The organism is Sphingomonas sp. FUKUSWIS1, from assembly GCF_000733135.1.
Classification (GTDB): Bacteria; Pseudomonadota; Alphaproteobacteria; order Sphingomonadales; family Sphingomonadaceae; genus Sphingomonas; species Sphingomonas aerolata.
The window spans coordinates 1-3,923 of record NZ_JPJC01000172.1 but is presented as its reverse complement, the minus strand read 5'-3'; the positions used below and the strand labels follow the sequence as shown (position 1 = coordinate 3,923).

Below are 3,923 nucleotides of genomic sequence, written 5' to 3'. Positions count from 1 at the left end.
AGCGGATGCGCGAGCGCGGACAGGTTGGCGAGCCGGAGCGACGGCAGCGGGCTCCCGTTCGCCGCCGCACGCCGCCACCCGGCCGCGAACGCGCCGAGATCCCCGTCCGAAAAGGACAGGACGACGAGATCCGCCGGAGTCTGCGCGAGGTCCTGCGGGACCGCACTCTCCTCCAGCCCGTGGCTTTCGCGGAAGACGACGTGCATCGCCGTCAGCCCTGAAGCGCGGCCCGGATCCTTGCGGGGTCGATCCGATCATGCTCGGCGATCACCACCAGCCGCGTCTGGCGCGCCTCGTCGCCGCGCCACGGCCGGTCATATTGCGTCCGCACCCGCGCCCCGACCGCCTGCACCAGCAGCCGCATCGGCTTGCCCGTCACCGCGGCATAACCCTTCACGCGCAGGATGTCGGCGTCGCGCGCGAGCGTCTCGATCCGCGCGGCGAGCGCCGCCGGGTCCGCGATCTCGCCGAGGTCGACGATCATGCTGTCGAAATCGTCATGCTCGTGATCGTCCGCGCCATCATGGTGCGACGGTCGCGCGGCGATGTCGTCCTCCGCCGCCGCGTTCAGCCCGAGCACGACGCGCGGATCGATCACCCCGTCGGTCAGCGCGATCACCGGCAACGCACGCGCGGACTCCGCCGCGATCACCGCGCGCGCCGCGGCCACCCCCGCCTCGCCCGCCAGATCCGCCTTGGTCAGCAGCACCAGATCGGCACAGGCGAGTTGGTCCTCGAACACCTCGGCGAGCGGAGTCTCGTGATCCACGCTCGGATCCGCGCGCCGCTGCGCCTCGATCGCGGCGAGGTCGGGCGCGAACCGTCCCGCGGCGACCGCTTCCGCATCGGCCAGCGCGATCACCCCGTCGACCGTGATCCGCGACCGGATCGCGGGCCAGTCAAACGCCTTGAGCAGCGGCTTGGGCAAAGCGAGCCCCGACGTCTCGATCAGGATATGGTCGGGCCGCGGGTCGAGCGCGAGCAAAGTCTCGACGGTCGGGATGAAGTCGTCCGCGACGGTGCAGCAGATGCAGCCATTGGCGAGCTCAACGACGTTCTCGGCCGGGCAATCGGGAATCGCGCACCCCTTCAAGATGTCGCCGTCGATACCGAGCGTGCCGAATTCATTGACGATCACCGCGAGCCGCCGGCCCCCGGCGTTACGGATCAGATGGCTGATCAGCGTGGTCTTGCCCGCGCCGAGGAATCCGGTGACGATGGTGACGGGAATCTTGGCCAGGGTCGGCTGGGGTTCGGTCATGCGATACTCTCCGGGCGTCGGAACGACAGCCACGGACGGACGCACATCCGCAGCCACACGCGCGCGCGACCAAGACGGCCACACGCGTTCGTCGCTCAGACGGAGTACCGTGCCGCGACCATCCCCTGGATCAAGGCAAGAGCGACCATGACGCTGGCAGGTCTCCTGGCTCGCGGGTCGAAGCTCGATGCACGCCTTCCCAGGTCCCGTGACCCAGTGGCTGCCCCCGCATCGGGGGCCTGTGCGTCTCGCTCACCGCTTACAGTTGCAGGGACAGCCGCGGCATTGGGAGGCAAAGCTCCCGCACCGCATTCCCATTCAAGCCCCGAAGGGCACCGGCGCGATCTGTTGAGGTTCGGTAGAACCAAACCTCGGGGTTGGGTTTAGAGGAGTTTGGCGATTGTGCCAATGCACATGACCGCCGTCATCCTGACGAAAGCCAGGACCCAGGGCCACGCATGATCCGGTGCCCGGCTCCAGGTTCCGGGTCGAGCCCGGGATGACGACGCTGCTCGTTACCCCCGCACCACCTCGATCTCGTCAAACCGCTTCCACCGGTAGATCGCGAAACTCAGCACCCAGCACGCCACGAACAGCGCGATGATCGCAAAGCCCAGCCCGTTGAAATTCTCGCCCAGCGCCGAAGCGACGTCCCACACGCCCCCGCTCAGGCCCAGCTTCGACGCCAGCAGCGCGAGCGTTTCGATCCCGCCGATCGCGATCGCGACGATCGCCGAGATCAGCGTGATCGTGATGTTGTAATACAGCTTGCGGATCGGCTTCACGAACGCCCATTCATACGCGCCGAGCATCACCACCCCGTCGGCACTGTCGACCAGCGCCATGCCCGTCGCGAACAGCACCGGCAGCACCAGCACCGTACCGATCGACAACCCGTCCGCCGCCTGGCTCGCCGACAGGCCGAGGATCGCGACTTCGGTCGCGGTGTCGAACCCCAGCCCGAACAGGAAGCCGAGCGGCGCCATGTGCCAGCTGCGCGTGACCAGCCGGAACATCGGCCGGAACAGCCGCGCGAGCAGCCCGCGATTGCCGAGCAGCAGGTCGAGATCCTCCTCGACATAGCGCCCGCCGCCGCGGACATGGCCGAAGGTCCGCCACACCGATCGCAGGATGATCAGGTTCATCGTCGCGATCGTGAACAGGAACAGCGCGGATATCAGCGTCGCGATCACCCCGCCCGCCTGCTTGAACGCCTCGAACTGCGCCAGCGCGCTCGCGGTCAGCGCGATCGCCACCGCGGCGATCAGGACGATCCCCGAATGGCCGATCGCGAACCAGAAGCCGACCCCGATCGGCCGCTGCCCATCCTGCATCAGCTTGCGCGTCACATTGTCGATTGCCGCGATATGATCCGCATCGACCGCGTGGCGCAGCCCCAGCCCCCAGGCGAGCATCGCGGTGCCCAGCATCAGCGGCTGCGCCTGGAACAGCGCGAACGCCCATCCCCAGGCGGCGATATTGGCCGCCACCAGCATCGCGAACATCCAGCCGATCCGGTGTCGCGTCGAACGACCGGCGGTCCGCCCGGTCATGATCTTGGTCATTGGCACATCCCCGGCGTCCGACGAGGACGGGGGCCTGCCGCGAACGACCGGGACGCGCGCCGACCGGACGCCCTGAGCGGCCGGCATGCGTCGCCGATGCGGCCCCCGCCGCATTGTCGTCGCTCAGACGGCGTTCACCGTGCCTCGGCCACCCCCTGGACCGGGACAAGAGCGACCAGACGCCGGCAGGTCTCCTGGCTCGCGGGTCAAGGCTCGACGCACACCTTCCCAGGCCATCGGCCCAGTGGCTGCCCCCGTCGCAGGGGGCGGGTGCGTGTCGCTCGCCGCTTACAGTTGCAGGGACAGCTGCGGTCTTGGGGCGAACCCCGCACCGCATTCCCATTCAAGCCCCGAGGGGCACCGACGCGATCTGTGCGGATCCGGCTTGCGTCGGACCTGCGCCACAGGGCTAGCGCGTTTTGCCTGCGCTGACGACAGGATTTGCGCGCGACGCAACGCAGGGCATGTCGTCCCATCTCACCGCAACGTCTGCCTTACCTCGTACGTTGATCGCATAACCGACCGGTGTCCTGCCGGTCGCGGCGTTGCCCGCTTTCCGCCCCGCGGCAATCGTGCGAGCAGCGCAGACCTTCATCGCCCCGCTGAACGGAGCCCGCATGCGCCCTCTCGTCCCCGTCGCCGACGCCCAGTCCCGCCTCTTCGCCATGGCCGCGCGCGTCCCCGCCGAAACCGTGCCGCTGCGCTCGGCGATGGGCCGCTGGGCCGCGGAGGACATTCTCGCCCGCCGCACCCAGCCAGCGACCGACCTCTCGGCGATGGACGGCTATGCGATCCGCTACGCAGATCTGCCCGGGCCGTGGACGGTCATCGGCGAAAGTGCGGCGGGGCGCCCCTTCACCGGTTCGGTCGGCGCGGGACAGGCGACGCGGATCTTCACCGGCGCGGCGATGCCGGCGGGCGCCGACACGGTGCTCGTCCAGGAGGAAGCCGCGCGCGACGGCGACCGGCTGATGCTCGACGGCGAAGGCCCCGCCTTCGAAGGGCGCAACACGCGCCGCAAGGGGCTCGACTTCGCGACCGGCACGCGGCTGATCGCGGCCGGCGACCGGCTGACGCCCGCGCGCATCGCGGTCGCG

3 protein-coding genes, 1 pseudogene and 2 riboswitches are annotated in these 3,923 nt (G+C 69.4%); of the genes and pseudogenes, 1 reads left to right on the top strand and 3 read right to left on the bottom strand.

Translation table 11 applies throughout. From position 1 onward, the window contains the following. The 3 genes from sphsw_RS10965 to sphsw_RS10955 all read right to left on the bottom strand — a co-directional run. Positions 1-206: hypothetical protein (locus sphsw_RS10965; protein WP_031440655.1), on the bottom strand; the 206-nt coding region annotated here is incomplete at its 3' end. 5 nt (positions 207-211) lie between these two features. After that, on the bottom strand, positions 212-1,261 hold the full coding sequence (cobW, locus tag sphsw_RS10960; RefSeq protein WP_031440654.1) for a cobalamin biosynthesis protein CobW: 1,050 nt from the start codon (positions 1,259-1,261) through the stop codon (positions 212-214). A 138-nt stretch (positions 1,262-1,399) separates the two neighbouring features. Then, a riboswitch (cobalamin riboswitch) is annotated at positions 1,400-1,616 on the bottom strand. 160 nt (positions 1,617-1,776) lie between these two features. Next, a complete protein-coding gene (locus sphsw_RS10955) occupies positions 1,777-2,814 on the bottom strand; it encodes a HoxN/HupN/NixA family nickel/cobalt transporter (RefSeq protein ID WP_443024384.1) in 1,038 nt (345 codons plus the stop codon). 179 nt (positions 2,815-2,993) lie between these two features. Beyond that, a riboswitch (cobalamin riboswitch) is annotated at positions 2,994-3,206 on the bottom strand. Between the two features lie 237 nt (positions 3,207-3,443). Here sphsw_RS10955 and sphsw_RS10950 point away from each other — a divergent pair. Further along, a pseudogene (locus sphsw_RS10950) lies at positions 3,444-3,923 on the top strand (molybdopterin molybdenumtransferase MoeA); the annotation flags it as partial.

Excerpts from the sequence above, each read along its gene's own strand:
- sphsw_RS10955 (WP_443024384.1), bottom strand. The coding sequence starts at position 2,814 with ATGACCGGGCGGACCGCCGGTCGTTCGACGCGACACCGGATCGGCTGG.
- cobW (WP_031440654.1), bottom strand. The coding sequence starts at position 1,261 with ATGACCGAACCCCAGCCGACCCTGGCCAAGATTCCCGTCACCATCGTC.